Consider the following 25,313-nt stretch of genomic DNA (forward strand, 5'->3'; position numbering starts at 1 on the left):
CCGGCCGCCTGCCCACGCATGACGGTGCTGCTGCTCAAACTGGGGCTGGTGCCGCTGCTGATTGCGGCGGTCACGGCTGCAGGCCGCCGCTGGGGTGCAGGCATGGCGGGCTTTCTGGCGGGTCTGCCGATCATCGTCGGGCCGATTCTGGCGCTGCTCGCCTCGGAACAAGGTGCGGCCTATGCGGCGCACGCAGCGCTGGGTGCGCTGGCCGCGGTGCCGGCCTCGATCGGCTTCGCCCTCGCCTACGCATGGGCCGCGCAGCGTGCCGGCTGGGTGCTGAGCGAATTGTTCGCACTGCTGGCTTGGGCCATCGCGGGCACGCTGGTGCTGGCCTGGCAGCCCGAGTTGCCCCTCGCGACGCTGCTCGGGCTTGCGTGCGCGCTGGCGTTGCCGCGCTGCTTCCCCGCTGACAGCGGCAGCGCTCGGGCATCGGCACACCCGCCGCCACTCGCCGGGCGCATGCTCGCGGGGGCGGTACTGACGCTGGCGGTCACGCTGTCCGCTGCAGTGCTGGACGCACGCATCAGCGGCCTGCTGTCGCTGTTCCCGGTGATGATGAGCGTGATGGCAATCGCCACACAGCGCCACGATGGCGCCGCGTTTGCCGCACGGCTGCTGCAAGGCATGGTGCGCGGCATGATTTCGGTGGTCGCCTTCTGCGCCCTGCTGGCAGCCCTGCTGCCCACGATGGCAGCCGTGCCCGCCTTTACGCTCGCGACGGCATGTGCGCTGGTCGCGCATGGCCTGCGCGCGGGTCTGGCGCGCCGCCCAGCATGAAGTGGCCGACGCGCAATGAGCGGGTGCGCGCGATGCGGCACCGCCTCGAAACACGGGAGTGGCCTCGCCTGCAGATGAGTCTGCTGGTAGCGCTGGCGGGGGCGGCCGGCTTTCTCGGCAATTGGGGCTTGCTGCGTGCCGGCGTCGGCAGCATGGCGCTGCGCTATCCGCTCGCGGTGCTGCTCGCTTGGGGCGCCTTCGTCGCCTTGCTGTGGATCTGGCTCAAGGCGCGCGATCAGGACGGCGGCGCCGACGCGGGCGACACCGGCGACGCGCTCGACCTGTTGCCCGAAGGAAAGGGCTCACACGCCGCAAGCGGCGGCCACGGCACGCCCGAAGCCGGCGCGGGCGACCTGCTCGACGGCCTCGCGGCGGCGGACGAGTTCGCCTTGCCGCTGCTCGCGATCGTATTCGTTGTCACGCTGCTGCTCGCGGCGCTGTGGATCGTGACCGGTGCGCCCACCCTCTTCGCCGAACTGCTGGTCGACAGCGCACTGAGCGCCAGCCTCTACCACCGGATGCGGCATGGTGATGTGCAGCACTGGCTGGAGACCGCCTGGCGAAGCACTCGCAAGCCTTTCATCATCACCGCAGTGATGCTCGCTATTCTTGGCTTCGCGGTACAGACCCTGCACCCGGGCGCGCACACGCTCGGGCAAGCACTCGCCGCCGCGCGGGTCCACGGCGGCTAGGTCGCTGCGCCTTCGCCACGCGCCACCGCCATGCTGGCAGCGAGATCGGCTTCAAGGCATGCGACGACCTCGCGATCCAGCAGGCCGGCAGCGATCAGCCGCCGCAGCTCGGCAAGCACCGCGTCATCCGGCATCGGCGCTCGGTAAGGCCGGTTCTGCACCAGCGCCTGGCACACATCGGCCACCGCGATGATGCGCGCCGGCAGTGGCAGTTGGCCGGCCGCAAGGTGGAAGGGGTAGCCGGAGCCATCGAGCTTTTCGTGGTGGCTTGCCGCCCACAGCGCGATCTCTTCCATGCCGCCGATCCAGTGCAGGATCTGGTAGGTCTCGAAGGAATGCCGCAGCATCGCGGCGCGCTCGCCGGGTTCCAGCGGGGCGGGCTTCTCCAGCACCGCGTCGGGCACGCGCAGCTTGCCAACATCGTGCAGCAGCGCGGCGATCTCGATCCGAGCGCAAGTCGACGCATCGAGCCGCAGATGGCGGGCAAGATGCAGCGCAAGGCGTGCGACGCCCAGTGAATGCTCGGTGGTGAACGGGCTCTTCGCATCAATGATCTGCGCGAACATCAGCGCAAACTGGCGCAGGCCAGCAAGATCGATGTCCGTTGCGAGGCCGCGTTTCGCAACGTCGTGCAGATAGCGCCACAGGTAACGGCGTTCCAGATACAGCCAGAATGCCTCGCGGCGCGAGGCAGCCATGAAGGCGTCGACCAACTCGGGGCAGAACCGGCCGCCAGCGTTGGCGGCAATCGTGCGGCACCCGTCTTCCTTGCGCATCAGATAGTCGGGTGCGCCGTAGAAGGGCGCGGTCAGCGCATCGACACGATCGACAAGAAAAATGAGGTTGGCGTCGCGTGCGACTTCGGGATCGAGATCCGCGGGCATCGCCGACCAGTGCGTGTGGTGCCAGCGCACCACCGGCGCGAGCCGCGTGAGTGCTGGCACATCGGCCAGCAGGCGGGCACCCAGCACACAGTGCGCCTGCGACCCCACCCAGTCGAATTCACCCACCAGATGCTGATGCACCCGCGTCGAAGAAACGCCGCAATCGTGCAGCATGCCGGCGTGCAGCAAGCGCGCGCAGTGGTCGTCGTCGTAGCCCAGCTCGCGTCCGCACTCAGCCGCCATCACGGCAACCCGCTTGCCGTGCAGGTCATCGTCAACACCGACGAGATCGACCGCATCAGACAGCGCAAACACCATGTCCGCCAGCATGACTTCCATGTCCCCTCCCGCGCGGCGCAATGAAGGCTATCGTGGTTCAGCGTGCGATTCCCAGCACGTCGGCATTATCCGCCCACAAGTGGGCTTCGGGCCAGCGTTCGCACCGGCGCCAAGCCGGTGTAATCTCGCTGCTGGCCCCACTCCCCCAAGCCACCGATGCCGAGCCCCCGCCGTTCTCATGAACCAATCACCCTGCGTGTCGCACGCACGCTGGCCACCGCGCTGGGCGAGCGCGACGAAGGCACGCGCGCGCACTGCGAACGTGTCGTCGCGCTGGCCGACATGCTGGGCACCGCCTGCAAACTCAGCCGCACGGAGCTGCGCGTGCTGCACGTGGCGGCCTGCCTGCACGACATCGGCAAACTGGGGGTGCCGGATGACGTACTGCACAACCCCGGCCCGCTCGATGCGGCCGGCTGGGCGGTGATGCGAACCCACCCCGAGCGCGGCCAACGCATCCTTGCGACCCTCGGGTTGGATCACGCCGATGCGGTGGGGCTGGCGATCCGGCATCACCATGAACAGTTCAACGGCGAGGGCTACCCCGACCGCATCGCCGGCGAGGCAATTCCGGTCGTGTCGCGCATCATTGCGATGGCGGACAGCTACGACGCGATCGCCACCCGCCGCGTCTACCGCGATGCGCGCCCGCACCACAACACGATGGCCACGCTGGAAGCCGAGCGCGGACGCAAGCTCGACCCCTGGCTGTTCGACCGCTTCGCCACGCTGATCGAGCACAGCCCGTTGCGGGCGATGTGAGCCGCGTCAGCGAAAATGCGCGTCGTCCGGGTGGCGCGCGCGCCAGGCCGCGTAGGCACGTTCGTACTCGGCCCGCTCGGCGTTGTAACGGTTCCACACGCACTGCTCGCCGCAGCCGCTCTCACAACACTCACCGTCCATCGGTGGTGTTGGCGCCTCGGGGGGAGGATCGAAGGGGTCGTCGTCGTGCTTGTGCATGGAACAAAATCAGGGATTGGATGCCCAGAATGTAACAGCCCTGCGGCGCGCGCCACGGCAGCCCGAAGGCACGCGCCGCCAAACCGGAAAGAGCCAAACCGCCTTCTTCGCCATGCCGACACTGACGCACTTCGCCGACCCGCTGCCCAACCCCAGCCCCGACCGACCGCGACCTGGTCGCCTGATCCGCGGCAACCCCGCGCGCTTGACCTGGACGCTGCATGAAAGCGGCGACGGCCTCACCAGCGCGGGCATCTGGGCCTGCGAACCGGGGGCCTGGCGGATTGCCTTTCCCGCCGGCAAGGAGGAGTACTTCCATGTGCTGGAGGGGCGTATCCGCATCACGGACGTCGCCGGCACGGCACGCGAGTTCGGGCCGGGTGATGCAGGCGTGATCCCGGCCGGCTTCGAAGGCAGCTTTGAAGTGCTCGAAGCCGTACGCAAACACTTCGTCGTGGTCGACCGCGACGCCCAAAAATAGAACCCGGATTTCCCTCACCCCCTGGAGGCCCCGATGCGTATTGCCGTTTTCGACACCCACCCCTACGACGAGCGCGCACTCAACGAAGCGAATGCGGCCGGGGAACACGAACTGGAGTTCTTCGAGGAACGCCTGCACAGCAAGACTGCAGACCTCGCACAGGGCTTCGATGCCGTATGCCCCTTCGTCAATTGCCGCCTCGGCGAGCGCGTGCTGACCAAGCTGGCGAGCTTCGGCGTGAAGCTGGTGACGCTGCGCGCCGCCGGCTACAACGGCATCGACATCGCAACCGCCGAACGGCTCGGCATCAAGGTCACGCGGGTGCCGGCCTACTCGCCGGAAGCGGTGGCCGAGCACAACTTCGCACTGCTGCTAACGCTGATCCGCAAGACGCATCGCGCCTTCAACCGCGTGCGCGAACAGAACTTCTCGCTCGACGGGCTGGAAGGCTTCAACCTGCATGGCAAGACTTACGCCGCGCTAGGCGCGGGCCGCATCGGCCAGTGCGCGCTACGCATCGCAAAGGGCTTCGGCTGCAAGTTACTGGCCTACGACCCGTATGAAAACCCGGCCATCGCGGCCGAGATCGGCTTCGAGTACGTGCCACTGGCGCGGCTGCTTGCCGAGGCCGATGTGATCTCGCTGCATCTGCCGCTGAGCGATCAGAGCCACCACATCATCGACGATGCCGCGATCGCGCAGATGAAGCGCGGCGTGGTGATCGCCAACACCAGCCGGGGCGGCCTGATCGACACCCAGGCGCTGATCGACGGACTCAAAAGCGGGAAGATCGGCGGGGTCGGGTTGGACGTTTATGAGCAGGAAGAAGGCGTGTTCTTCCACGACCTTTCCGACCAGCCGCTGCAAGACGACACGCTGGCGCGGCTGATGACCTTCCCCAATGTGCTGATCACCTCGCACCAGGGTTTTCTCACGCGTGAAGCGCTGGCCGCGATTGCGGGCACCGCACTCGACAACGCAAGCGCCTTCGCACGCGGCGACACGCTTGCCAACGAGGTACGCAGCGCTTAACGGTAGCGTTGCAGCAGCGCAGCGAATTCGCCGGAAGCAACGAGTTCGCTGAGCGCCTGTTCGAGTGAGCCGAGCAGGCGCTGCTGCGTCGAGGCGCGCGACAGCGTCAGGTAGGTCGGCTGGCCTGCAATGCGGAAAGCGGCCTTGTCAAAACGCGCGCCCGATTCGCGCGTCAGCCAGTCCGCCTCCGCCTCGGGTATCACCACGGTGTCGAGCCGGCCGGCCTGCAGCTTGCGCAGCGCGGTGGCATAGCTGTCGGAGACGTCCTTCGCGAGCTTCGGATCGTGGTCGAAAGCGGGCGAATAGGATTTGCCCATCTCGACGCCGATCTGCAGCCCGGCCAGATCCTCGTAGCGCTCGATGCGGGGGCCGCCGGGCCGCACGAGGAAGCGTTTATCCACCGCGGGCAGGCTGGGTTGCAGGTAGTGCAGGAAGGCGGCGCGTTCGGGCGTCAGCAGCAGGCCGATCATCAGGTCAGCCTCGCCCTGGCGCATCATCGCCAGCCCGCGCGCCGGCGGCACTTCTACGAAGCGCAGCCGGCAGCCGGCACGTTGCGCGACGCGTTTGATCAGATCGAAATAAATGCCACGCGGCTCCACGTCACCGAAGATGCGGAAAGGCGGTGCCTGATCACCCACCACGGTCAGCGTCGGCACAGCATCGGCCGCCGCGCCATTGAAGGCGGCGCCGAACAGCAGCAGAGCCAGCAGCAGGCGACGTGTCATTCCCAGATGACGGGCTGTTCCTCGGCGAGCGAGTACTGCATCAGCTCGATCAGCGGCGCGGCGCGCTGCCATAGCGCGACCGGCCCCTCCATGCCGCGCGGTGCATCCTCGTCGTCTGAATCTTCCGACACGGCCGGCGCACGCGCCTTGTCGGCGGCCACCGCGTCGCGCAGCGCAGCGATCGCGCCCGGCAACTGCACGACGGTGACGATGCCGCGGGTGTCCTCAGGGTCCTTGCCAATCACCGCGAGCAAGACCTTGGCGACCTTGCCGAACATGATGACGTCGCCCGCCGCGCGGGACTTGAATGTGATGATGGACATGCTGCGCTCCTGTTGCGCGGATTGTAGCGGTGCAGGCAGAGCCGCCGCAGCCGGGTAATATCGCGCATCCCCCCGCACTGGCCGCAAACATGAAACGACTCGACCAACTGCTTGAACGCAATGAGGAATGGGCCCGCGAGATGATCGCGGCAGACGGCGAGTACTTCTCGCGTCTGGTCGCCCAGCAGAATCCCGAATACCTCTGGATCGGCTGCTCCGACAGCCGCGTGCCCGCCAACCAGATCGTAGACCTTGCGCCGGGTGAAGTGTTTGTCCACCGCAACGTCGCCAACCTGGTGGTGCACACCGATCTGAACTGCCTGTCAGTGCTGCAGTATGCCGTTGATGTGCTGCGTGTGAAGCACATTCTGGTGGTCGGCCACTATGGCTGCGGAGGCATCAAGGCCTCGCTGAACGATCTGCGCCTCGGCCTGGTGGATAACTGGCTGCGCCATGTGCAGGACGTGCGCGACAAACATCGCGAGCAACTGGCGACGATCGACGACGAGAAGGCGAAGGTCGATCGGCTGTGTGAGCTGAACGTCGTTGAACAGGTGGTCAACATCGCGCAGACCACCGTCATGAAGGATGCCTGGCAGCGCGGCCAGCCCGTCATGGTACATGGCTGGTGCTATGGCCTGCAGGATGGTCTGGTGCGTGATCTGGACATGAGCATCGGGCGCGAGCGCGACCTGCGCGACGCCTACATCGCCGCGGTTGGCGTGCAATGAGAAAGGGCCGCGGCCGCTTCGTGGGTGGCATCGCGGCCTGAAGGCACGCTGTAATTCGGCTGGCGCGCAGCGTCAGCCGCGGCAGTTCGCGTCCCGACGCGGCTTGGCCTGCGCCACCGCAACGGGTTTGGCCGGGCCCAACTTTGCCTGATCGGCCACGCTGCGACGGCCGACCACAACGATGCGCGGCACCGGCGCATCCGCTTGCAGCGGCATCGTGATCGGCGCCTTGCCGGGCCGTGAGCCTTGGTCGGCCGCCTGGGCAGTGCCCGCACCCAGCAGTGCCGCCAGCAACAATACGGTGGATTTCATCGCTTCCTCATTTCTGCCCATGCCGCCGGATGGGCTTCGGCCGCGCGGCGGGAGGACTCGGGGTAGAGCGGGGCCGCGCAGGCTGGCATCAAACGCCCGCCGCATGTCGGCACCATGTCGCTGGCCGGGCGCCGTGTATCGTTCTGTGTCCCGCTCGCCGAGCGACAAGTGCTGTTACTGCGCAGGTGTCAGCGCACCGCGCTTGGCGGTATAAACGCAGCATGGAACAGATGCCCCACATCCTGATCGTCGATGACGATCGCGAGATCCGCGCCCTGCTCGCCGCTTATCTGGGCCGCAACGGCTGCCGTGTGAGCCTGGCCGGCGAAGGCCGACAGATGCGCGAAGTGATGGAAGCCTCGCGCATCGACCTCGTCGTGCTCGACCTGATGATGCCCGGCGAAGACGGCCTTTCGCTGTGCCGCACGCTGCGCGGCACCGGTGATCGCACACCGGTGATCATGCTGACCGCGCGCGGCGAACCGGTGGACCGCATCCTCGGCTTGGAGATGGGCGCCGACGACTACCTGCCCAAGCCCTTCGAGCCGCGCGAACTGCTCGCCCGCATCCGCAGCGTGCTGCGGCGTGCGCAGGCGCTGCCGACCAACCTGAGCACGCCCGGCGCACGCAACTTCCGCTTCGAGGGCTGGCATCTGGCGGTCGAGACACGCCAGCTGACCTCGCCCGACGGCGTGCTGGTGCCACTATCGGGCGCCGAGTTCCGCCTGCTCAACGCCTTCCTTACCCACCCTGGCCGGGTGCTCAACCGCGACCAGCTGATGGATCTGACGAAGGGCCGCGATGCCGACCCCTTCGACCGCTCGATCGACCTACAGGTCAGCCGGCTGCGCACGCGGCTCGGCGAGGATGCGCGCAGCCCGCGGCTGATCAAGACGGTGCGCAGCGAGGGCTACGTCTTCGCGGTACCGGTCGAGACCGAGGCGGCCTGATGAAACTGCGCCTGATCCCGAAGTCGCTCGCGGTCCGCATCTTCTTTCTGATGGCTGGCGGCATTGTCGCTGCCACCTTCCTGTCGCGCTGGGTGATCGAAAAGCTCTACACCAACGAACTGGAACAACTCGGCCGCACCTCGGCGATCGAGCGCATCAGCGATGTCGTGCGGGTGCTCGATGCGCTGCCGCGCGAGCAACGGCCGCAAGCCGCCGCGGGGATCTCCTTCGAGCGCCTGACGGTCAGCTTCCCGGCGCAGATCGGCAATGGCGTCGAAGTCGAGCCGGCGCTGAGCGAAAAACTCGCACGCGGCATCCGCCGCGCACCGGGAAAGGTCAGCCTCGAAGCGCTGCCGCCGCCGCCCTGCACACCTGAGGTGATGCCGGACTGCAAGGATCTCGCCAAACGTTTCGCAGCGGAACTGGCGCTCGCCGACGGACAGCCGGTGCGGGTGGAGTACACCACGCGCTGGATCAAGATCGGCGACGCCGACTGGGTGCCCTGGGTGATCGGCATCGCGATGCTGGTGGTGCTGGCATGGCTGTCGGTGCGCATTGCGACGCGGCCGCTGCGCGCGCTGGCCGAACACGCAACCGGGCTCGGGCGCGATCTGCGCCGCACGCCGCTGGACGAGAACGGCCCAACCGAGGTGCGCGACGCCGCGCACGCCTTCAATACCATGCAAGCGCAGATCCGCCGCCAGATCGACGAACGCACGCAGATGCTGGCTGCGATCGCGCACGACCTGAAGACACCGCTCACCCGCATGCGGCTGCGGCTCGAACTGATCGACGAGGATGCGCTGCGCAACAAATTCGGCGAAGACCTCGGTGCAATGCAGTCGCTGATCGATGAGGGGCTGGATTTCGCCCGTAGCGTGGATGCGCAGGAACAAGCGCAGCGGATCGACCTTTCCGCCCTGCTCGACAGCCTCTGCGAAGACGCCCGCGACGCCGGCCAGGCGGTGGCTTTCAAGGGTGAGGCCGGCATCATCATCGCCGCACGCGCCAACGCACTGCGGCGGGTGTTCCTGAACCTGATGGACAACGCGGTGAAATACGGCGGCGATGCGGAAGTGAGCGTCGGCCGCCATGGCGGCGACATTACCGTGCGGGTGCGCGACCACGGCCCCGGCGTCCCGCCCGATCAGCTGGAAAACGTGCTGAAACCCTACTTCCGCCTCGAAGGCTCACGCTCGCGCGAAACCGGCGGCACCGGCCTTGGCCTCGCGATCGCGGCCAACCTCCTCGGCGCCCAAGGCGGCCGCCTCAAGCTCCGCAACCACCCGGACGGCGGACTGGAAGCGGAAGTGCGGATCGGGGCCTAACGCGCCGGCGCGGGCTGTGAACTTGCCGGTTTTGGCGTCGCGTCACCCGGCTTGGTCTGCTTTGCAGCCTGCTTGGCAGCGTATTCGCGTTGCTTGGCCTCGTAGTGCTCGCGATCACGCTTGGCCTGTTCGGCGCGCGCTGCCGCCTCGCGGGCATCCTGCGCGCGCTTGGTGGCAAGCTCGGTCTCCCGTTGTTTGCGGCTCGCCTGCTCAGCCTTGGCGTGTTGCGGGCCTTCTGCGAGACGACGGTTGTGCTCGGCTTGTCGACGCGCGCTCTCCTGCTGTTGCAAGGCACGCGATGCCTCGGAATCATCAGCCTGTCGCTGTTGTTGGCTGGCTCGCTCGGGCCGTCCGGCCTCGCGTTCCGCATCTCGCGCGGCCACTTCACGCGCCTTGACGGCACGCTCCAGCCGGCTGGCAGCAACTTCCTTCTCGCGCACGGCCTTGCGGCGCGCCACCAGCGATTCGTGCAACTGGTCGCGACAGCGATTGACAAGAATCTTGCCCGCGCATTCAGCTTCACCCGCCACGCGGTCGCGCTCGATCGTTGCGAACTCGGCCGCGGCCGCGGCGCGCAATTGCTCGGCCTGCTGGCGATCGGCCTTGTCGCGTGCCGAGCCCTCATCGTCGGCCATGGCCGGCACAGCAAACATAGCGAGGACTAGGAGAAGAGGCGTGACGGAACGCGACATGCGGAAAGACGGAATCGGGGAGGCAGAACGATAGCCGATTTTGCAGCGCAGCGCGCCGTTACAATTGTGGGTTTTCGCAGCCCGGCCTTCTCATGATCCTCTTCCGCAACCTCGTCATCGCCCGCGGCGCCAAGCGCCTGATCGACGGCGCCAGCCTGCAGATCCACCCCGGCTGGCGCATCGGCCTCGTCGGCGCCAACGGCAGCGGCAAATCCACGCTGTTCGCCGCGCTACGCGGGCTGCTGCATGCGGAGTCGGGCGATCTGGAGATGCCTGCGACGTGGACGATCGCCCATGTGGCGCAGGAGACCCCGGCGCTAGACCAGCCGGCGATCGAATACGCGCTCGACGGCGACGCTGAACTGCGCCGGCTGGAGGCCGAGCTCAAAGTCGCCGAGGAGAAACACGACGGTCACCGCATCGGCGAAATCCACGCCCGCCTGCTGGAGATCGACGCCTACGGCGCACGCGCACGCGCCGCGGCGCTGCTGGATGGCCTCGGCTTCCTGCCGAACGAGATCGAGCGCCCGGTGGCGAGTTTCTCCGGCGGCTGGCGTATGCGACTGAACCTCGCGCAGGCGCTGATGTGCCGCTCCGACCTGCTGCTGCTCGACGAACCGACCAACCACCTCGACCTCGACGCGGTGATCTGGCTGGAGAAGTGGCTGGCCGGCTACCGTGGCACCCTGGTGCTGATTTCGCACGACCGCGATTTCCTCGACGGCACGGTGGACCATGTGCTCTACCTCGCCGACCAACGCCTCACGCTCTACACCGGCAACTACTCGGATTTCGAAAGCCAGAAGGCCGCGCAACTGGCGCAACAGCAGTCGATGTTTGAGCGCCAGCAGCGTGAAGTGGCCCACCTCGAAAGCTACATCAACCGCTTCCGCGCCAAGGCCACCAAGGCGCGCCAGGCACAGAGCCGGATCAAGGCGCTGGACCGCATGGAGCGCATCGCCGCCGCGCACGTCGACACGCCCTTCGATTTCACGATCCCGGCGCCCGAGCGCGCGCCGGACCCGATGCTGGTGCTCGACCGCGTTGCCGCCGGCTATGCCGAAAAGCGCGTGCTGGAGAATGTGGCGCTGACGTTGCGCCCCGGCATGCGCATCGGCCTGCTCGGCCCCAACGGCGCCGGCAAGTCCACGCTGATCCGCCTGCTAGCCGGTGAAGCGACGCCGCTCGCTGGCGAGCGCATCGAGGCCAAGGGCCTTGCCGTAGGCTACTTCGCGCAGCACCAGCTTGAACACCTGCGCGAAGACGAATCGCCGCTCTCACACTTCGTCCGCCGCGAGCCGCAGACGCGCGAGCAGGATCTGCGCAACTACCTCGGTGGCTTCGATTTCCGCGGCACGATGGCGGATACCCCGATCGGCCCCTTCTCGGGTGGCGAAAAGGCGCGGCTGGCGCTCGCGCTGCTGGTGCGTGGCCAGCCGAACCTGATGCTGCTCGATGAGCCGACCAATCACCTCGATCTGGAAATGCGCCACGCGCTGACCAAGGCCCTGGCCGAGTACGAGGGCAGCATGGTGCTGGTCTCGCACGACCGCGCGCTGCTGCGCACCGTGTGCGACGCCTTCCTGCTGGTGGCGGACGGCAAAGTCGAAGCCTTCGACGGCGACCTCGACGACTACCTCGCCTGGCTCGAAGCGCGCCGCGCCCGCACCGCCGCCGCCAACGTCTGCCAGGTTGCCGCACAGGACAAGGCCGAGCGCCTGCAGGCGCGCGCCGACGAGAAGGCGGAACGGCAAGCCAAGATCGCCCGCCGCCGCCCGCTGGTGAAGGAACTCGAACAGCTCGAACGCAAGATGGAAGGCTGGAACGGTGAGAAGAAACTGCTCGATGCCCGCCTCGCCGACCCGGCGCTCTACAACGGCAGCACCGACAACGCGCAGATCCAGACCCTGCTCAAGCGCCAGGGCGAACTGAGCACGCTGATCGACGACGGCGAACTGCGCTGGTTGGAAATCCACACTGAGCTGGAAGAGATCGGCGAGGTTTGACAGCCCGCCTGTCCGCGTCCGACATGAGCGCAGAGCGCGCGTAGGCGGCGCGTCGCCGCTACGCTTGGCGCACCCTCAGCGGCCGGCCAGGCAGCCCAGCAGATCTGGCAGCGGCGTGCGTTCGGCGCTCGCCACCCCCTCGTAGTTGATGCCGTTGCGGCGCACGATCACGGACTTGGCATCCGGTTTGAGCGGGAACCAGTATTCGGTGCGCCCGCCGACCACCGGCACCACCTTCACGCTGGCACCATCCAGCAGCGCCAGAACGATGGGGTGATTGAAGTTCAACGCTTCGCCAACCGGCTTCAGGCGCTCGTCGCGCATCTGGCGAACCAGGGGTTGGAGCCGGTTGTTGATGCAGTTCTGCTGCGCTTCGTTGGCAGCGTCGGGGCCGTACAGCGACATCGTGATACCGCCGTTCTGCCACACGGTGTTGGGCGTCGCGGATTGCGCGATCGGGCTGATCAGGGCCGCGCCTAGCGCGAGCAGGGTAAGTCGGGCTACGTGCATGAATGGGTTTCCGTTCTTCGGGCGAGCAGCGCAAACACCTGCGCCTCGCCTAGACACAGAGTCTACCCGATGCCCTCGTCATCAGCGTTGGCCTGCCGCGATCAGGTGATCGCAGCCAAGCGCCCGCAAGTTGCGATGACTCCCGACGCGAGCGCAAATCCGGGCGATAATGGCGCCCACAGCAACGATCGCTCAGAGGCCGTTCGCTGATCGTCGGGCCTCATGCCACGCCGGTCACCGGCCCTCCTCAGTTCGGTTCCCGCTCGGACACCGATTGCCCTCCGGCGCGGCCTACCCGGCCCGCCGATGCGCCATCCCGTACCACTCGCCCTGCACGCCCACCGGTGTGCCCGGGCTTTGCCGCGTCAACGCGAAGGATCTGCCATGCCCCACGCCAATACCCGAACCCGCATCCGTGGAATGAACCGCCGCCAGCGCAAGAAGATCCGCGTCGGCGAATTCCAGGAGTTCGTTTTCGCGTTCCGGCTGGCGACCCACTCGCCGCTGTCGGCCAGCGAGTTCGCACACTTCTCGGAAGCCTTCGGCCGTTTCGTCGGCGACACCGGCCCGATCGTCGGTGGCATGGCCCGCCTGGAAGAAGACGGTGCAATCTTCGGCAGCGTGGCGTCGCGCCACCGCGGCTCACCGAGCGAGGCCAACCGCGTAGCGGTCGAGGGCTGGTTCAGCGCGCGCGCCGAAGTCGCCAAGATCGAAGTCGGCCCGATGTTCGACGCCTGGCGCTGAATCCCGCGCAAGACGCCCGGCGTTAAGCCGGGCTTAATTCAGCCTAAGCAGGTCTTAATCCAGCCGTTTGCAGAATGCAGTCGTGCACTCGATGACGAGTCGCCGAACCAAGCAAACAACCGGAGAATGACCATGAAGAAGCTGATCCTTGCCGTGTCTGCCCTGACCTTCGCTGCCGGCGTGTTCGCTGCCGATGCCGCACCCGCCGCGAAGACCGCACCGACCGCCACACCGGCGGTGAAGACCGCCGAAGCGGCCAAGACGAGCAAGACCGAAACGGCGGCGCCGGCCAAGCAGAGCGAGGCGGTTGCCACAACGACCCCGACGAAGACCAGCGCACCCGCGAAGAAGGCGAAGACGCACAAGGTGAAGGCCAGCAAGGCGCACGCAGCGCCGGCCGGCACCCCGACTGAAGCGCCGAAGAAGTAAGCGCCGCGAACACCAATCAGACGGGCCGGGCTCCATAGCGAGCCCGGCCCGTTTGTTTTTGCACCGATAGGGCGAAACAATCGCCGCGACAGCAAGATGCAATTCGACCGGGCCTCGGGGGGCGCGCGACACTGCAAGCTCAACCACGCGACCGGGAGCCGCGCCATGACCCAGCTGATCCTTGCCCTGTCGGGCAGCCGCGAGGCGAGCTTGCCGCCCGCCACGCTGCGCCGCATGGTCGGCCCGGGCCTGATGGTCGCGGTCGGCTACATGGACCCGGGCAACTGGGCGACCGACATCGCCGGTGGCGCCGCTTTTGGCTACCGGCTGCTCGCGGTGGTGGTGTTCGCCAGCGTGCTGGCTATGGGCTTCCAGGTGCTGGTGGCGCGGCTCGCGCTGGCGACCGGCGAGGATCTTTCCTGCCTCACGCGCCGGCACTTGCCTTCCCCGGTTGCCAAGGCGGCGTGGCTGGCGGGCGAGGCGGCGATTCTCGCGACCGCGCTGGCGGAACTGATCGGCGGCGGTATCGCCCTGAACCTGCTGCTCGGCCTGCCGCTGCCAGTCGGCGTGGTGCTGACTGCGATCGGCACGATCAGTGTGCTGTCGGTGTCGCGGCTGCGCAGCGGTACGCATGAACAACTGGTGAGTGCGCTGGTGGCGATCGTCGCGCTCGCCTTCCTGCTGCTGCTGGTGAAGATCGGCCCCGATTGGGGCGCGGCCGCGCAGGGCGTGGCGCAGACCGGCAGCGCACTGGCCGATCCGAAGGGCCTGATGATCGCGCTGGGCATCCTCGGTGCGACGCTGATGCCGCACAACCTCTACCTGCACGGCAGCGAGATCGCCCGCCGTGCGCAGGGCCTCGGCGTGCAGGCACGCATCGACGCGTTGCGCGTGACGCGCAACGACACCGTGGTTTCGCTGACGCTGGCGATGGCGATCAACGGCGCGATCATGATCGTTGCAGCCGCCTCGCTGGCCGGTGGCGCCGATGTCAGCAGCCTCGACGGCGCCTACGCGGCGATGCGCGACCAGCTCGGCCCGCTCGCTGCGATTGCCTTCGGCGTGGCGCTTTACGCCGCCGGCCAAAGTTCAGCGATCACCGGTGTGATGGCGGGCAGCGCACTGACGCGCGGCTTCCGTGGCGAAACCGGGTCCGAACGCCTGCGTGGCATCGTGACCCGGCTCGCGGCGGTGACCATCGCGCTCGCCTTCATGGCCTGGCGCGGCGTGGGTGACCCGGACGGCCTGCTGGTGCTGAGCCAGGTGGTGCTGGGCCTTGCCCTGCCCTTCGCGCTGGTACCACTGGCGTGGCTGGCCTGCCGTAGCGAACTGATGGGCCGGCTTGCGCTGGGGGGCTTCGCGAAGGTGGCCCTGGTTTCCGCCACGACGCTGATCGTGCTGCTCGATCTCTACCTCGTTGGCGCGAGCTTCTGAGCTGAGTCAGCAAAACCGCGGCGGCTGGCTTTGCAGGCCCGGTATCGCGCCGCAAGATGGGCGCTCGCCGTTCGAGGGCCACGCCGATGCGCCGACTGTTGATTGCGCTGCTGTTCACCGTATCCGCCTGCGCCAGCGCGCCGGACTACGCGCCACCCGCCGCACCGTCGCTCAAGCGTGCCGCACCGGAAACTGTCGGCCCACACGGCTTTCTGCATGCGGCCGGCGCCCGCTGGGTAGACGGCGCGGGCATGCCCGTGCGGCTGCGCGGCATCGCCTTCGGCAACGAGGTCTACTCGAAGAACCCGCTGCCGACGGCCCACCACGGCGAAGCCGACTACGCGCGGCTGCGTGCGATGGACATGAACCTGGTGCGCTTCTACCTCTACTACGGCACGCTGGAAGACGACGCGGCGCCCTTCCACTACAAGGACGAGGGCTGGGCCTGGCTCGACCGCAACATCGCGTGGGCACGCGCACACGGCGTGTACCTGATCCTGAATGTGCATGCGCCGCAGGGCGGCTTCCAGTCGCTCGGTGAGGGCGGTGCGCTCTGGTCGCAGCCGGCCAACCAGGATCGCTTCGTCGCGATGTGGCGGGCCATTGCGGCGCGCTATGCGAACGAGCCGGTGATCGCCGGCTACGACCTGCTCAATGAGCCTGTCGTGCCGCACGACAAGCGCGAATGGCAACGCCTGGCGCAGCGCACCGCCAACGCGATCCGCGAGGTCGACCGCCGCCACAGCGTGATCGTCGAGCGCGTGAACGCCGTCGCCGGAAAGTGGGACAACGATGCCGAGATGAACTTCGTCACCATCGACGACCCCAACGTCGTCTACACCTTCCACTTCTACGAACCCTTCGCCTTCACGCACGCGCACGCCCCCTGGGCCGGCATGGCGCGTGTGGAAGGTGGCCAGTGGGGGCCGTCACGGCGCGCCGAACTCGCCGCCGGCCTGCAACGCTACCTCGACTGGGGCGCGCGCCATCGCGTGCCGCTCTACCTCGGCGAATTCGGGCTGATCCGCGCCGCGTTCGAGGCGAATCGCAACGGCATCGGCTGGGCCGCCGACATGGTCGATCTGGCCGAAGCCGCCGATCTGCCCTGGACCTGGCACAGCTATCACGAAGACCACTTCGCGCTGTACTACGGCTACGGCATGCCGATCGACCCGGACAAGGCCAACCATGCGTTGATCGATTTGTTCCGCGACAAACTCGCGCGCTGACGCGGTGCACGGGCCGCCAAAGCGGCGCAAGATGCCGGCATCCCGCCGCCGACCGGAGTTCCGCATGTCCGCTGCCCTTCGCACATCGCTGCTCGCGCTCACCTTGGGTTGCTTCGCAGGCGCCGGCTTTGCGGCCGACGCGCCGTGCACGCCGAGAAAACTCGGTTTCGACCAGCCCGGCTGGACCCACCGCCCGCTGTCGAAGACCAAGCGCGATACGAAGTACACGCTGCTCGACAACGGCGGCACCAAGCTGCTGCATGCGGAGGCCGATGGATCGGCCTCGTTCTTCGCGAATGCCCTCGCCAGCCCGGTGAGCGCACCGCCACGGCTGAGCTGGCGCTGGAAAACCGACGCTGCGGTGCCGGGCGCCGACAACCGCGACAAGACGAAGGAAGACGCACCGCTGCGCGTGATCGTGGCCTTCGATGGTGACATCTCGACCTTGCCGGAAGCCGAGCAGAAGCGCTTCACGCGCGCCAAGCGGCTGCTTGGCAAGGACGTGCCCTATGCGGTGCTGATGTACACCTGGAGCGACAAGATCCCCAACGACACGGTGGTGCCCTCGGCCCACAGCAGTCAGGTCAAGATGATCAGCATCGCAGCCGGCGCGCTCGGGCAGTGGCAAAGCGTGTCGCGCGACCTCGCGGCCGACTATCGCCGTGCCTGGGGCAGCGAAGCGGGGCCGGTGCTGGGTGTGGCGGTGATGAGCGACACCGACAACACCGGCGCGAAGGCCAGCGGCGACTACGCGGATATCGCCCTCGAATGCGCCCGCTGAAGCTGTTACGCGCCGCCCTGGTCGCCGGTGCGGTAGCCATCGGTGGCTGCGCGACGCTGCCGGCCGATATCGCGCGCACCGAATCCCATACCCTGAGTGACACCGCCGACACACGGCTCGGCCGCGCCGCGGCACCCCGATTAGCCGCCCACGCTGGCGATAACGGCTTCCGGCCGCTGCCCGACGGTGTCGACGCCCTGCTTGCGCGGCTCGCACTGGCGAAGGCGGCGGATCGCACGCTCGATCTGCAGTACTACATCTGGCGCGACGACCTGACCGGCCGCCACCTCGCCCATGCGCTGCTCGACGCCGCCGATCGCGGCGTGCGCGTGCGGGTGCTGCTCGACGACATCGGTACCGGCGCCGACGACGCGGTGCTGCTGGCGCTCGATGCGCATCCGAACATCGAGATCCGCCTCTTCAACCCGGTCGCCAACCGCAGCTTCCGCATGCTGGGCATGGTCTCGGACTTCGAGCGCACCAACCGGCGCATGCACAACAAGGCCTTCATCGCCGACAACCAGGCCGCGATCCTCGGCGGCCGCAACATCGGCGACGAGTACTTCGACGCCGGCAGCGACGTCGCCTTTGGTGACCTCGACGTGCTGACCCTCGGCCCGGTGGTGCCGGAGGTCTCGGCCAGCTTCGACAGTTTCTGGAACGCCGCAGCCTCGTTGCCGATCGCAGCGCTCGCCGGGCGCGCTGGCGACGCAGCAGCGCTCGCAAGTACCCGCGCGGCACTCGATGACTTCGTAGTGGCAGAAAACGAAAGCCCGTATGTCCAGGGCCTTGCCGCGGAGGTTGCGCGCGTGACGGACGAGCGCGACGGCCAGTGGTTCTGGGGCAAAGCGCGGCTGCTGCACGACGACCCGAACAAGATCCAGCATGCACCCGGGCAGGCACAAGGCACCCTGCTGACCCAGTTCGGCAACATCGGCGACGAGGTGCGCACCGACCTGTTCGTGGTGTCGCCCTACTTCATCCCTGGTGACGCTGGCGTTGCCTGGTTTCGCAAGCTCACCGATCGCGGCGTGAAGGTCACCATCCTGACCAACTCGCTCGCAGCCAGCGACGTCGGCGCCGTGCACTCGGGCTACAAGCGCTATCGCGAGGCGCTGCTTGAGGCTGGCGTGCGGCTCTATGAACTCAAGCCCACCGCCATCGAAGCAGCAAAGGACAAGAAGAAGAAGCTGTTTGGCGCGTCGCGCGCATCGCTGCACGCCAAGACCTTCCTGTTCGACCGGCACGCCGTGTTCATCGGATCCTTGAACCTCGACGCGCGATCGATCGAACTCAACACCGAGATCGGCCTGCTCTGCGACAGCGCGGACATGACGCGCCGCATGGCCGAAGGGCTGGAGAACAATCTCGATGCCGTCGCGTGGCGGCTCGCGCTGGCACCCGATGCGAACGGCCGAAAGCAACTGGTCTGGATCGAACAAACGCCGGACGGCGCACTGACGCGCACCGAAGAGCCGGATGTTGGCCTGATGCGCCGTATCGGCGTGTGGTTCCTTGGCCTGCTGCCGATCGAATCGCAGCTCTAGCCAGCGTTTGGCGGTCCGCAGCGCTCGAACGGCGTGCGATCGAGCAAGTCGTAGCGGGTCGTACTGCCGTCCACTTCCTTCAGCTCGAAGGCGTCCTTGCCGAGCGGCGTGATCGCGTTTACATCCGGCGGCCAGACCAGGCCGGTGTCGTACATCCACACGATCTGCTTGCCGGCAATGCCCCAGGAGCCGGACATCGCGGTGCGCGGCCGCGCGGTGTCGCGATACGCATCGGCACGGAAGCTGCCGTCTTCGTCCAGCACCACGCGGTAGTGCTCGTTACCACGCGTCGCCGCCCAGATGCCGACGTATTCGCAGGGCGTATTGGGCAGCGCGTCGAACAGCTTGCGACGCTCGGCGAAGCTGCGCCGACCGGCTTCGTCCGACTTCGCATCGACGCAGGCGACGAAGGCCTTGGTCGATTCCAATGCCGTGCGCTGTTTGGGATCGAAGCGGGTGGCGTTCTTGCACTGAAGCACCACGTTCGCTTTCTCGATGCGGCCGTTGCTGCACGACAACGGCGCGGTGACGAGGCCGATCGCCACCGCCACTGCAATCAACGACCACAGCAGCCGCGTCGGCGTAACGCCGAGGTAAGGGTTGTCCATATTGGTTTCTCGATGCGCCGGCCGCAGTGCGCAAACGCCCAGCGGCGCGGCCCGGTTCGCCGGTGACGCCGCTCAGCGACCCAGTACGTCGCGCAGCGCGGCGGTGCAGAGGCGGATGTTCTCGACGCGTGCACCGTAACCCATCACGCCGATACGCCACACCTTGCCGGCCAGCGCGCCGAGGCCGGCACCAATCTCCAGCCCGTAGTCGCTGAGCAGCGCCGCGCGCGCGGCGGCGTCATCCACGCCAGCCGGGATACGCACTGCGTTGAGCTGCGGCAGTCGCGCATCGGGCCGCACGACGAATTCGATACCCATCGCTTCGAGCTTGTCACGCAGCATCTCGTGCATCGCGCGGTGGCGCGCCCAGGATGCTTCCAGCCCCTCTTCTGCCAGCATCACGAGCGATTCGTGCAGGCCGTAGAGCGGGTTCACCGGCGCGGTGTGGTGGTAGGTGCGCTTGCCGGCGCCGGACCAATAGCCGAGCACCAGGTTCAGATCCTGGAACCAGCTCTGCACCGGATGCTTGCGCGCCTTCAGCTTCGCCACCGCGCGTTCGCCAAAGCTCACCGGCGAGAGGCCTGGCGTGCTCGAAAGACACTTCTGGCTGCCCGAGTACGCCGCGTCGATGCCCCATTCGTCGAGCAGCACCGGCACGCCGCCGAGCGAGGTGACGCAGTCCATGATCGTCAGCGCATCGTGTTCGCGTGCGATCTGCGCCAGCGTGGCGGCGTCCGACAGTGCGCCGGTCGAGGTTTCGGCATGCACGAAGGCGAGGATGCGCGCCTGCGGATGCGCCTGGAAGGCCTTGCGCACCTTGTCCGGGTCGACCGGCGCACCCCATTCGTCTTCCACGATCACCGGCGTGCCGCCGCAGCGCCGCACGTTCTCGGCCTGGCGGCCGCCGAACACGCCGTTGACACACACGATCACGGTATCGCCCGGTTCAACCAGGTTCACGAAGCAGGTTTCCATGCCGACCGAACCGGGCGCGGAGACCGGGAAAGTCAGTTCATTCTTCGTCTGGAAGGCCCAGCGCAGCAGGGTCTTGAGTTCTTCCATCATGCCGGTGAAGGCGGGGTCGAGGTGGCCGACCGTCGGCAGCGCCATCGCCTGCAGCACACGCGCCGGTACATCGCTCGGGCCGGGGCCCATCAGCACGCGACGGGGCGGGTGGAAAGAGGTGATCTGCGGCGCGCTGCGGTCCATGTACGGCTCCCCGACGGGTTCTGTTGAGTCGGCGATGGTGGTGCCGCGGGTGCGGGCTGGTCAAGCCCGCAACAACCCTATGCCGGCTCGGCTAGCGCACGGCGGTGGCCGCGGATCGCCGTCGGTGCGAAACCGAAACGGCTGCGAAAGCGCGATGCGAAGCGCGAGGCGGATTCGTAACCGACCGCCTCCGCGATGCGCGTGACCGGCATTGCGGTGGATTGCAGCAGCTGCATTGCGCGCGTCATGCGCACATCGACCAGCAGTTCGCTCAGCGCCGTGCCTTCGGCCGCGAGGCGGCGGCGCAGCGTGGCCTCGCTGATCGCCATGGCGCCGGCAACCTGGTCGGTGTTCCACGCGCGGCCCGGTTCGGCGTCGAGCAGCCCACGCACCCGCCGCACGAAGGACGGCGGCGGCGCCTCGGCGAAGCGGCCGCCGTGATGGGCGAGCCACACCAGCAGCTCGGCCATGCGGTGGCGCGCGACCCCTGCGGGCACCGTGTCGGCCTGCGCGATCGCGTCGCGCGCATGCAGGCAGGCGTTGGCGAAGGCGTCGCCCTGCGGGTGGATCGCCAGCACATCGCGGATCGGCGGTGCGTCGCAAACCTGTGCGGCCAACAGCGCCGGCTCCCACACCAGCCAGAAAGCCTCGTAGCGGCCGTCCGGGCCAATCCGGTTGGTCACATCGAAATGCTGCCCGCCGGCAATCGCCAGCGCCTCGCCGGCGTGCAACACGCAGTCGCCATCGGCCCAGCTGAGCGCCTTCTCGCCGTGCGTGATGAAGATCAGGATCGGCGTGTCGATGAACACCCGCGCAAAGCGCAGCGCCTGTCGCTGCACGATGCGCGCGGTGCTGCCGACGCCGGGGCGGGTGTGGATCTCGGGGCTCATGGGTCACATGGCGGATGTGGATACCCGCCAGTGTCGCCGATCTGCACCCCTCAGCGCGCGCCGGTGGCGGTGAGCGCAGCGCGGCCGAGCGTAACGCTGCGCATCATGAAACCGAGCATCGCCGGCGTGGCGTGAGCGGGCAGGTCGAAGCGTTCCACACTCAGCGCATGCACGGTGACGATGTAGCGGTGCGTTTCGCCCTCCGGCGGGCAGGCGCCGAGGAACCCGGGCTGGCCAGTATCGGTGTTGAGCTGCATCGCGGCCGCCGGCAGCTTGCCCGCTGCGCTGCCGGCGCCGGCCGGCAAGGCGCTCGTGTCGGCCGGCAGGTTCGCGACGACCCAGTGCCACCAGCCGGAGCCGGTCGGTGCATCCGGGTCGTACATCGTCACCGCAAAGCTCCTGGTGCCGGCGGGCGCGTTGTCCCAGCGCAGATCGGGCGAGAGGTTGCCGCCACTGCAGCCAAACGCGTTGGCGTATTGCGCCGGCGCCAGCTTGCCGCTCGCGAGCGCATCGCTGCGGAGTGTGAAATCGGCCGCGCTGGCTGGCATCGCGATCAGGGCGCCGATCAGGGCGAGAGGTCTGAGTTGCATGGCGGGCTTCCTTGCAGGGTTTCGGTGTAACCAGTATCGGCACTGAACACCGCGCTTTGCGTGCTGAGCCGATCGATTTCGGTGCCGATCCGATCAAGCACACGGCGCTCGCCGCCACCACACCGTGCGGGTACACTCAGCCCTCACAGCAGCAGGTGCCCCGACGGCGTTCGCCGGAGGGGTGAAACGGGAAGCCGGTGCGCCCTCGGGCCATTCCGGCGCTGCCCCCGCAACGGTAAGCGATTGAAGACGCGGCAACACGCCACTGTGGCAACACGGGAAGGCGCTGCGTCGGTGCCAGCCGGCACGCTCGCAAGCCCGGAGACCGGCCTGACGCTGACAGCGGGTATCGCGGGTTGGCGGTGCTGCGTGGGGCCTTGGCCCTGGCGCGACCTTCCCCCCGGACGAGCCCGTTCGTTCCCGATGCGGCGCGGGCGTTGCGCGGCTTCGGGGTATCGCAACGCGACCGTGCCGGCCAGCTTGGCCCCGGTCCGCTCCGAAAGGGTCTTTCCATGCTTGCACCCGCCCGCCGTCCGCAACAGGCGATTGCCGTCTCCCTCGTATTGCTGATGATCGCCAGCCGCGGCCATCACCTTGCCTCGCTCGCGCATCTGCCTGGCGCCTCCTGGGCGGTGTTCTTCCTCGCCGGCGCCTACCTGCGCCCGCGCTGGGCCTTCCCGGCCCTGCTCGGCCTCGCCTTCTCGCTCGACTACGTCGCGATCGCCTGGCAGGGCGTCAGCGACGTCTGCGTCAGTGCCGCCTACGCCGCGCTGATCCCGGCCTACGCGGCGCTGTGGGTTGCCGGCCGGGTCTACGCCACGCGCCATAGCGACACGCTGCGCGCCCTGCCCTGGCTGGCGCTGTGCGCGCTGGGCGGAGTCGTGATCTGCGAGCTGATTTCCAGCGGCAGCTTCTACTTCTTCTCCGGCCGTTTCGCGGCGCCCACGCTCACGGTGTTCGCGGAACGGATGGCGACCTACCTGCCCGGTGATCTCAGCAACACCGCCTTCTGGATCGTCATGGCAACCGGCGTGCACGCTTGCTTCGCGATGCTGGCGCACACCGCGCCACGCGGACAACGCACATGAGGCCCACCACACGCGTCGATCAAACGCAGACAGGGCTCGTGCAGTGAGCACCGTAGCGGCTGTGCTGCTGGCACTTGCGCTGGACGCCCTGCTCGGCGAACCGCGGCGCTGGCATCCGCTGGTCGGTTTCGGCCGTCTGGCGCAGGCACTCGAAGCACGTTGCAACCGGCGAGCCGGCCGCCCGTTCGCCCGGCTTGCCGGCCTCGGTTGCTGGGCGCTGCTGGTGCTGCCGCCGGTGGCCCTGTGTGCGCTGCCGCTGCCCGCGCCGCTCGATACCTTGTTCGGAGTGCTGGTGCTGTACTTCGCCATCGGCGCACGCAGCCTCGCCGAACATGCGCGCGCTGTCGCCGCGCCCTTGCAGCGCGGCGAACTGGCGGCGGCACGGCAGGCACTGGCGATGATCGTCAGCCGCGACACCGCAACCCTCGGCGAATCCGGTGTCGCCGCCGCAACCTGTGAATCGGTGCTGGAGAACGGCAACGACGCAGTGTTCGGCGCGCTGTTCTGGTTCGTCGTCGCCGGTGCGCCGGGCGCAATGCTGTTCCGCCTCGCCAACACGCTGGATGCGATGTGGGGCTACCGCACGCCACGCCTGCTGCACTTCGGCTGGGCGGCGGCGCGGCTGGACGATCTGCTGAACATGATCCCGGCGCGGCTCACCGCTTTGAGTTATGCGCTCGCCGGCCAATGCGCGAACGCGCTGCATTGCTGGCGCAGCCAGGCCGCGCGCCACGACAGCCCCAACGCCGGGCCGGTCATGGCAGCCGGCGCCGGTGCATTGGGGCTGGCGCTCGGCGGCCCGGCGGTGTATCACGGAAAGCTGGAGCAACGCCCGACGCTGGGCCGTGGCCGCGATGCCACGTCGGCTGACATCGACGCGGCGTTGCGCCTGACGCGCCGCGCGCTGCTGCTGTGGCTCGCAGCCATCACCCTGGGAGGCCTCCTTGCGACCTGCATCGGCACCTGAGTTGGCGAGCCCGCACGGCGGACGCTTGCGCGAAGCCTCGCGCCGCTATGGCATTGCGCTCGACCAATGGCTGGACCTATCGACCGGCGTGAATCCGGTCGCCTGGCCGGTGCCGCCGCTGCCGCTGAGCTGCTGGCAGCGCTTGCCGGAAGACGACGACGGGCTCGAAATCGCCGCGGCGCAGTACTACGGCAGCGAGATGCTGCTGCCAGTGGCGGGATCGCAGGCCGCCTTGCAGGCGCTGCCCTGGCTGCGGCCGCACGGCGCCGTCGGCGTGGTCGGGCCGAGTTACGCGGAGCACGCCGCTGCTTGGCTGCGCGCCGGGCACCATGTTGAGGAAGTCGAGCCGGACACGATCGACAGCCTGCTGCCAGCGCTCGACGCACTGGTGCTGGTCAATCCGAACAACCCCACCGGCGAGCGCTACCCGATCGCGCGGCTGCACGGCTGGCACCGCCAACTCGCGGCCCGTGGTGGCTGGCTGGTGGTGGATGAAGCCTTCATCGATGCGACACCGGCGGAAAGCCTGGTCACCCATGCCGGCATGCGCGGGCTGATCGTGCTGCGCTCGCTGGGCAAGTTCTTCGGGCTGGCCGGTGCGCGCGTCGGCTTTGTCTTCGCCGACGCGGCGCTGCGCGGCCGGCTGGCACATCTGCTGGGCCCCTGGGCCGTCAGCGGGCCGGCGCGGGCTGTGGCGATGCTCGCGCTGGGCGACCACACATGGCAGGCAACCCAACGCCAGCGCTTGCCGCAACAGGCCGAAGCGCTGCGCGCCCTGCTCGCGCGCCACGGCCTGCCGCCCACCGGCAGCAACGCGCTGTTCCAGTGGGTGCGCAGCGAGCACGCGGCGGAAATTGCTCACACGCTGGCGCATCAGGGCGTGCTGGTGCGGCGTTTCGACAACCCGGAAAGCCTGCGCTTCGGCCTGCCAGCCGACGCTGCCGGCTTTGCGCGGCTCGATCTCGCGCTCGGCCGCGCGGTGGCAGTCTTAAGTCTCGCTTAAGTCGGCTTCAGTCGGTGTTAAGTCTCGCGCCTGCAAGATGCAAGCGCGT

General features: G+C 68.0%; 29 protein-coding genes and 1 riboswitch. Of the genes, 18 read left to right on the forward strand and 11 right to left on the reverse strand.

The features are described from left to right. Nucleotides 1-18 precede the first annotated feature (18 nt). Both ACE3P0_RS12980 and ACE3P0_RS12985 read left to right on the forward strand, forming a co-directional pair. Nucleotides 19-780, forward strand: coding sequence for a hypothetical protein (locus ACE3P0_RS12980; protein ID WP_374403071.1), 762 nt, complete (start codon nt 19-21; stop codon nt 778-780). After that, the gene (locus ACE3P0_RS12985) at nt 777-1,472 is read left to right on the forward strand and encodes a hypothetical protein (RefSeq protein ID WP_374403072.1); all 696 of its coding nucleotides are present in this window, start codon (nt 777-779) and stop codon (nt 1,470-1,472) included. The genes ACE3P0_RS12980 and ACE3P0_RS12985 overlap by 4 nt, the downstream gene beginning before the upstream one ends. Here the strand turns inward: ACE3P0_RS12985 and ACE3P0_RS12990 are convergent. Then, nucleotides 1,469-2,695 carry an HD-GYP domain-containing protein gene (locus tag ACE3P0_RS12990; RefSeq protein ID WP_374403074.1) on the reverse strand — a complete coding sequence of 409 codons (1,227 nt, stop codon included), beginning with the start codon at nt 2,693-2,695 and terminating at the stop codon, nt 1,469-1,471. The two genes, ACE3P0_RS12985 and ACE3P0_RS12990, sit on opposite strands and share 4 nt — an antisense overlap. A 156-nt stretch (nt 2,696-2,851) precedes the next feature. On the opposite strand from ACE3P0_RS12990, the gene ACE3P0_RS12995 reads away from it, so the two are divergent. Continuing rightward, on the forward strand, nt 2,852-3,457 hold the full coding sequence (locus ACE3P0_RS12995) for an HD-GYP domain-containing protein (RefSeq protein WP_374403075.1): 606 nt from the start codon (nt 2,852-2,854) through the stop codon (nt 3,455-3,457). A gap of 6 nt (nt 3,458-3,463) precedes the next feature. On the opposite strand, the gene ACE3P0_RS13000 is transcribed toward ACE3P0_RS12995, so the two are convergent. Next, a complete protein-coding gene (locus ACE3P0_RS13000) occupies nt 3,464-3,655 on the reverse strand; it encodes an oxidoreductase-like domain-containing protein (protein ID WP_374403076.1) in 192 nt (63 codons plus the stop codon). A 112-nt stretch (nt 3,656-3,767) separates the two neighbouring features. On the opposite strand from ACE3P0_RS13000, the gene ACE3P0_RS13005 reads away from it, so the two are divergent. Both ACE3P0_RS13005 and ACE3P0_RS13010 read left to right on the forward strand, forming a co-directional pair. Then, complete coding sequence (locus tag ACE3P0_RS13005) at nt 3,768-4,136, forward strand: cupin domain-containing protein (RefSeq protein WP_374403077.1); 369 nt, start codon at nt 3,768-3,770, stop codon at nt 4,134-4,136. Nucleotides 4,137-4,169: 33 nt separating this feature from the next. Continuing rightward, the gene (locus ACE3P0_RS13010) at nt 4,170-5,168 is read left to right on the forward strand and encodes a 2-hydroxyacid dehydrogenase (protein ID WP_374403078.1); all 999 of its coding nucleotides are present in this window, start codon (nt 4,170-4,172) and stop codon (nt 5,166-5,168) included. Here ACE3P0_RS13010 and ACE3P0_RS13015 read toward each other — a convergent pair. Together ACE3P0_RS13015 and ACE3P0_RS13020 are read right to left on the reverse strand one after the other, a co-directional pair. Beyond that, a complete protein-coding gene (locus tag ACE3P0_RS13015) occupies nt 5,165-5,893 on the reverse strand; it encodes a substrate-binding periplasmic protein (RefSeq protein WP_374403079.1) in 729 nt (242 codons plus the stop codon). The genes ACE3P0_RS13010 and ACE3P0_RS13015 overlap by 4 nt on opposite strands. Next, nucleotides 5,890-6,216, reverse strand: coding sequence for a DUF1840 domain-containing protein (locus ACE3P0_RS13020; protein WP_374403080.1), 327 nt, complete (start codon nt 6,214-6,216; stop codon nt 5,890-5,892). Before ACE3P0_RS13020 ends, ACE3P0_RS13015 begins: the two co-directional genes overlap by 4 nt. A gap of 89 nt (nt 6,217-6,305) precedes the next feature. Between ACE3P0_RS13020 and can the strand changes: the two genes are divergently transcribed. Continuing rightward, the gene (gene can / locus ACE3P0_RS13025; RefSeq protein ID WP_374403081.1) at nt 6,306-6,947 is read left to right on the forward strand and encodes a carbonate dehydratase; all 642 of its coding nucleotides are present in this window, start codon (nt 6,306-6,308) and stop codon (nt 6,945-6,947) included. A gap of 72 nt (nt 6,948-7,019) precedes the next feature. On the opposite strand, the gene ACE3P0_RS13030 is transcribed toward can, so the two are convergent. Further along, a complete protein-coding gene (locus ACE3P0_RS13030; protein ID WP_374403082.1) occupies nt 7,020-7,259 on the reverse strand; it encodes a hypothetical protein in 240 nt (79 codons plus the stop codon). A 221-nt stretch (nt 7,260-7,480) separates the two neighbouring features. Between ACE3P0_RS13030 and ACE3P0_RS13035 the strand changes: the two genes are divergently transcribed. Together ACE3P0_RS13035 and ACE3P0_RS13040 are read left to right on the forward strand one after the other, a co-directional pair. Beyond that, entirely contained in the window at nt 7,481-8,209 is a 729-nt protein-coding gene (locus ACE3P0_RS13035; RefSeq protein WP_374403083.1) for a response regulator, read from the forward strand. Then, nucleotides 8,209-9,537, forward strand: a complete 1,329-nt coding sequence (locus ACE3P0_RS13040) for an ATP-binding protein (RefSeq protein ID WP_374403084.1) — start codon at nt 8,209-8,211, stop codon at nt 9,535-9,537. The genes ACE3P0_RS13035 and ACE3P0_RS13040 overlap by 1 nt, the downstream gene beginning before the upstream one ends. Here the strand turns inward: ACE3P0_RS13040 and ACE3P0_RS13045 are convergent. Then, nucleotides 9,534-10,172, reverse strand: a complete 639-nt coding sequence (locus tag ACE3P0_RS13045) for a hypothetical protein (RefSeq protein ID WP_374403085.1) — start codon at nt 10,170-10,172, stop codon at nt 9,534-9,536. The genes ACE3P0_RS13040 and ACE3P0_RS13045 overlap by 4 nt on opposite strands. Before the next feature lie 149 nt (nt 10,173-10,321). Between ACE3P0_RS13045 and ACE3P0_RS13050 the strand changes: the two genes are divergently transcribed. Next, nucleotides 10,322-12,235, forward strand: a complete 1,914-nt coding sequence (locus tag ACE3P0_RS13050) for an ATP-binding cassette domain-containing protein (RefSeq protein WP_374403086.1) — start codon at nt 10,322-10,324, stop codon at nt 12,233-12,235. 75 nt (nt 12,236-12,310) lie between these two features. On the opposite strand, the gene ACE3P0_RS13055 is transcribed toward ACE3P0_RS13050, so the two are convergent. Continuing rightward, entirely contained in the window at nt 12,311-12,745 is a 435-nt protein-coding gene (locus ACE3P0_RS13055; protein WP_374403087.1) for a hypothetical protein, read from the reverse strand. 384 nt (nt 12,746-13,129) lie between these two features. Here ACE3P0_RS13055 and ACE3P0_RS13060 point away from each other — a divergent pair, with 384 nt between their 5' ends. From ACE3P0_RS13060 to ACE3P0_RS13085, 6 genes are all read left to right on the forward strand, one after another. Then, complete coding sequence (locus tag ACE3P0_RS13060; RefSeq protein WP_374403088.1) at nt 13,130-13,489, forward strand: 50S ribosome-binding protein YggL; 360 nt, start codon at nt 13,130-13,132, stop codon at nt 13,487-13,489. 132 nt (nt 13,490-13,621) lie between these two features. Next, nucleotides 13,622-13,918, forward strand: a complete 297-nt coding sequence (locus ACE3P0_RS13065) for a hypothetical protein (protein ID WP_374403089.1) — start codon at nt 13,622-13,624, stop codon at nt 13,916-13,918. Nucleotides 13,919-14,083: 165 nt separating this feature from the next. Beyond that, a complete protein-coding gene (locus ACE3P0_RS13070; protein ID WP_374403090.1) occupies nt 14,084-15,352 on the forward strand; it encodes an Nramp family divalent metal transporter in 1,269 nt (422 codons plus the stop codon). An 86-nt stretch (nt 15,353-15,438) separates the two neighbouring features. After that, on the forward strand, nt 15,439-16,581 hold the full coding sequence (locus tag ACE3P0_RS13075; RefSeq protein WP_374403091.1) for a glycoside hydrolase family 5 protein: 1,143 nt from the start codon (nt 15,439-15,441) through the stop codon (nt 16,579-16,581). A gap of 64 nt (nt 16,582-16,645) precedes the next feature. Beyond that, a complete protein-coding gene (locus ACE3P0_RS13080) occupies nt 16,646-17,362 on the forward strand; it encodes a DUF3047 domain-containing protein (RefSeq protein WP_374403093.1) in 717 nt (238 codons plus the stop codon). Continuing rightward, the gene (locus ACE3P0_RS13085) at nt 17,350-18,909 is read left to right on the forward strand and encodes a phospholipase D family protein (protein WP_374403094.1); all 1,560 of its coding nucleotides are present in this window, start codon (nt 17,350-17,352) and stop codon (nt 18,907-18,909) included. Before ACE3P0_RS13080 ends, ACE3P0_RS13085 begins: the two co-directional genes overlap by 13 nt. Here ACE3P0_RS13085 and ACE3P0_RS13090 read toward each other — a convergent pair. From ACE3P0_RS13090 to ACE3P0_RS13105, 4 genes are all read right to left on the reverse strand, one after another. Then, nucleotides 18,906-19,517 (reverse strand): hypothetical protein, encoded by a 612-nt coding sequence (locus tag ACE3P0_RS13090; RefSeq protein ID WP_374403095.1) that lies wholly within the window; start codon nt 19,515-19,517, stop codon nt 18,906-18,908. The two genes, ACE3P0_RS13085 and ACE3P0_RS13090, sit on opposite strands and share 4 nt — an antisense overlap. A gap of 72 nt (nt 19,518-19,589) precedes the next feature. Further along, entirely contained in the window at nt 19,590-20,726 is a 1,137-nt protein-coding gene (locus tag ACE3P0_RS13095; RefSeq protein ID WP_374403096.1) for an alanine--glyoxylate aminotransferase family protein, read from the reverse strand. A 77-nt stretch (nt 20,727-20,803) separates the two neighbouring features. Continuing rightward, nucleotides 20,804-21,616, reverse strand: a complete 813-nt coding sequence (locus ACE3P0_RS13100; RefSeq protein WP_374403097.1) for a helix-turn-helix transcriptional regulator — start codon at nt 21,614-21,616, stop codon at nt 20,804-20,806. A 50-nt stretch (nt 21,617-21,666) separates the two neighbouring features. Continuing rightward, the gene (locus tag ACE3P0_RS13105; RefSeq protein WP_374403098.1) at nt 21,667-22,206 is read right to left on the reverse strand and encodes a YbhB/YbcL family Raf kinase inhibitor-like protein; all 540 of its coding nucleotides are present in this window, start codon (nt 22,204-22,206) and stop codon (nt 21,667-21,669) included. A gap of 136 nt (nt 22,207-22,342) precedes the next feature. Next, a riboswitch (cobalamin riboswitch) is annotated at nt 22,343-22,555 on the forward strand. A gap of 163 nt (nt 22,556-22,718) precedes the next feature. Between ACE3P0_RS13105 and ACE3P0_RS13110 the strand changes: the two genes are divergently transcribed. Genes ACE3P0_RS13110 through cobD form a run of 3 tightly spaced genes read left to right on the forward strand, consistent with a single transcriptional unit; the run spans nt 22,719 to nt 25,264 of the window. Continuing rightward, entirely contained in the window at nt 22,719-23,294 is a 576-nt protein-coding gene (locus ACE3P0_RS13110) for a hypothetical protein (RefSeq protein ID WP_374403099.1), read from the forward strand. Between the two features lie 43 nt (nt 23,295-23,337). Further along, nucleotides 23,338-24,261, forward strand: a complete 924-nt coding sequence (cbiB, locus tag ACE3P0_RS13115) for an adenosylcobinamide-phosphate synthase CbiB (RefSeq protein ID WP_374403100.1) — start codon at nt 23,338-23,340, stop codon at nt 24,259-24,261. Next, complete coding sequence (gene cobD, locus ACE3P0_RS13120; protein ID WP_374403101.1) at nt 24,239-25,264, forward strand: threonine-phosphate decarboxylase CobD; 1,026 nt, start codon at nt 24,239-24,241, stop codon at nt 25,262-25,264. The genes cbiB and cobD overlap by 23 nt, the downstream gene beginning before the upstream one ends. Nucleotides 25,265-25,313: the final 49 nt, after the last annotated feature.

Source organism: Niveibacterium sp. (assembly GCF_041909475.1).
Classification (GTDB): Bacteria; Pseudomonadota; Gammaproteobacteria; order Burkholderiales; family Rhodocyclaceae; genus Niveibacterium.